The sequence below is a fragment of the Streptomyces sp. DvalAA-14 genome, assembly GCF_900091855.1.
Lineage (GTDB): Bacteria > Actinomycetota > Actinomycetes > Streptomycetales > Streptomycetaceae > Actinacidiphila.
The window spans coordinates 1-3,437 of sequence record NZ_FMCH01000310.1 but is presented as its reverse complement, the minus strand read 5'-3'; the positions used below and the strand labels follow the sequence as shown (position 1 = coordinate 3,437).

Here is a 3,437-nt window from a genome sequence, read left to right as displayed (position 1 = left end):
GACCCGCCACCCCGCCAGCAGCGGGATCAGCCGCCGCCGCAGCACCCCGGTCGCCTCCAGCAGCCGCCAGCCGGCGTTGCGCGCCCTGGCCGCCTTCGGGCCGAGGGTGAACATCTTGGTGAAGCGTCCGGTGCTGCCGACGGTCTGCTGCGCCGCGTACCGGCGCTCGGTGTCATAGGTGTCCAGCACGGCGGGGTCGAGCCGCCCGGCGATCACGCCGGCCAGCTTCCAGGCCAGGTTGTGGACGTCCTGGAGCCCGAGGTTCAGTCCCTGGCCGCCGATCGGCGAGTGCGCGTGCGCCGCGTCGCCGACCAGGAAGGTCCGGCCGGTGCGCAGCGCCACCGCGATCCGCTCCTGGCTGCCGAAGGTGTTCAGGGTGTGCAGCTCGCGCACCTGGAGACCGCCCGGACCGCGCAGGTCCAGCAGCTTCTGCACGGTCTCGGCGGTGACGGGCGTGTCGGGCGCGATCGGCGTCCCGAGCCGGGTGATCTCGCCGGAGAGCGGCGCGTAGACCATGGGGCCGGTCGAGCGCAGGAAGTAGTGCACCGCGCCGCGCTCGGCCTCGCCGTCGATCAGTCCCTCGGCCGCCAGATAGGTGGTCGGCAGGCTCGAACCGGGGAAGTCGACGCCGAGGCTCTGCCGCACGGCGCTGCCGATACCGTCCGCGCCGATGAGCCAGTCCGCCTCGATGAGTTCGCTGCCGTCCGGGCCCTGCGCCTTGACGGTGACGGTCTCCCCGTCGCTGGTCACGTCGGTGACCCGCACCGAACGCTCGACCCGGCCGCCCAGCCGCACCAACTCCTCCTCCAGCAGGGCGCTCGTCCGGTCCTGGGGCAGCAGCAGCGCCTGGTTCTCCGCGCCGATCTCGCTGCGCAGCCGGCGGCCGCCGTCCAGGTGGTAGACCAGGGCGCGCAGCGGCAGCCCGCGCCGCACCGCCTCCTCGTACAGGCCCAGGTGCCGCAGCACGTCCAGGCCGAGCGGCCACAGCAAAATCGCCCGCGAGCCCTTGTTCGGCTCGGCCTCCGCCTCCAGTACGCGCACCGGCACGCCGAGCCGCAGCAGTTCGCAGGCCGCGGCCAGCCCGCAGGTGCCGCCTCCCGCGATCAGCACCGGGATACGGGGGGTCGTGGTCGGGTTCTCCGGGTTCATCGCTCTCCTCCGCGTAGCACGTGGTCGAGCCAGGCCGCGATGGCGCGGGCGGTCGGCTCCGCCTGTTCCTCGATCAAGGTGAAGTGGTCGCCCGGCAGTTCAAGCCGCTCGTGCGGCTTCGGCCAGGACGCCCGCCAGTTGTGCTGTTCGGTCCAGCCCGCCACCGGGTCGCCGGCGCCGACCAGCAGCGTCGGCGCCTTCGCCTGCCCGGGCACGAAGTCCGCGAGCAGCCGCAGGTAGCCGCCCATCGCGGTCAGCCGGGCGTCGTCGAGCGGCGTCAGCTCGCCGACCCGGTCCGCCATGCCGGCCATCAGCTCGCCGCCCAGCCGGGTCAGGATCCCGTCGCCCAGGACGTGGGTGTCGATGAGCACCAGCGCCTCGGGATGCACCCCCCACTCCTCCAGCCGCTCGGTCACCGCCTGGGCCAGCAGGCCCCCGGAGGAGTAGCCGAGCAGCACCACGGGGGCCGCCCCGGCCGCCGCGCGCACGGCGGTCGCCGCCGCCTCGACCAGCGCGTCCAGATCGGCGGGCAGCCGCTGTCCGGCGGTGAAACCGGGCAGTGCGAACGCCGAGACGGTGTGGCCTCCGGGCAGCGCCGCGGCCAGCCGGGCGTACTGGAGCGGCCCGGAGGTGGCCAGCACGGTGGGGAAGCAGAAGACCTGCGGCTCGGCCGTGCCGCGGGCCAGCACCTGCGGTTCCAGCCCGTCGGCCTCCTCGCCGGCGCCGAACGCGGGCCGGAAGGCCGCCGCGGACGCCAGCAGGTCGATGAACTCCGCGGTCCTGCCCTGCTCGCCGGCCCGGGCGAACAGCGTGCCGAGCCCGCCGGGCGCGGCTGCGGCGCCGGCCGCCTCGGCGGCCGGGCCCGCGGACAGCTCCTCGTCGAGCCGGCGTGCCAGCCCCTCCGGGGTGCGGCTGGCGAGCACCGCGTCCGCGGCCAGCCGGAGCCCGGTGGTGGACCCCAGCCGGTTGCGCAGCTCCAGCGTGGTGAGCGAGTCCATGCCCATCTCCAGGAACGCCCGCCCGGGATCCACCGCGTCGGGGTCGGTGTGGCCGAGCACGGCGGCGGTCTCGGCCCGGATGTGGCCGAGCAGCAGCAGATGCCGCTGCTGCGCGTCGAGCCCGGTCAGGTCCCCGAGCCGCCCGCCGCCCGTCGCGGCCCGCGGGCCCGCCATCCGTTCGGCCTCCCGCTCCAGCGCCCGTACCTCCGGCAGCCCGCTGAGCAGCGCGCTGGGCCGGGAGGCGGTGACGCGGGCCAGATAGCGCGGCCAGTCGACGTCCACCACGACGGTCGCCCGTTCCTGCCGGTCCAGGCACTCCATCAGCGCGGTGAGCGCGAGGTCGGGGTCGAGGGCGGGCAGGCCGCGCTGGACCAGGCGCTCGCGCCGGGACTCCTCGAAGGCCCGCTCGGCGTCGGTGGCACCCGCGTTGTCCCAGCCGCCCCAGCCCACCGACGTGCCGGGCAGACCCAGTGAACGGCGGTGCACGGCGAGCGCGTCGAGGTGGGCGTTGGCCGCCGCGAAAGCGCCGACGCCCACGCCGCCGCCGAAAGTGGCGGCGAACGAGGAGAACAGCACGAAGGCCGACAGTTCCCGGTCGAGTGTCAGCTCGTGCAGCAGCTGGGCGGTCGTCGCCTTCACGGCCAGCACCCGCTCGAACCGGTCGGCGGGGAAGGCGCTCAGCGGCCCCTCCTCCAGCAGCTCCGCCAGATGGAAGACCGCGTCCAGCGGCGCCGACTCCGGGATGTCGGCGAGCAGCCGGGCCACCGCCGCCCGGTCCTCCAGGTCGCAGGTCACCACATCGGCCCGGACGCCCAGCGCGGGCAGTTCGGCCGACAGCTCGGCGGAGAGCAGCGCGATCGCCGCCGGGTCCGCCCCGGTCGCGGCCACCAGCAGCAGCCGGTCCGCCCCTTCACGGGCCAGCCGCCGGGCCAGGTGCGCGGCGCCGGGCTGCTCGGCGCCGGTGATCAGCGCCGTACCCGACGGGCACCAGGTGGTGGGGGCGGCGGCGGACCGGGGGGCGCGGGCCAGCCGGCAGCCGAGGATCCCGGCCTGACGCAGCGCCAGCTGGTCCTCGCCGGGGAGCGCCAGGGCCCGCGGCAGGAGGGCGAGCAGCCGGCGGTCGGCCGTGCCACCCGGCAGGTCCACCAGGCCGCCCCAGGTGCCGGGGTGTTCGAGGGCCGCCACCCGGCCCAGGCCCCACAGTTGCGCGTGCTGCGGATGCGTCAGCGGGTCGGAGTCCGAGGTGCTGACCGCGCCCCGGGTCACCAGCCACAGCCGCCCGGCGGATCC

2 protein-coding genes are annotated in these 3,437 nt (G+C 76.0%); both read right to left on the bottom strand.

Annotated elements, in window-relative coordinates; translation table 11 throughout:
* Nucleotides 1–1,149 (bottom strand): FAD-dependent oxidoreductase (locus GA0115240_RS15660; RefSeq protein WP_093737290.1); only part of this gene is annotated, 1,149 nt, incomplete at its 3' end.
* The coding region (locus GA0115240_RS15655; protein ID WP_141708847.1) for a type I polyketide synthase at nucleotides 1,146–3,437 on the bottom strand (2,292 nt) is incomplete at its 5' end. The genes GA0115240_RS15660 and GA0115240_RS15655, both read right to left, overlap by 4 nt.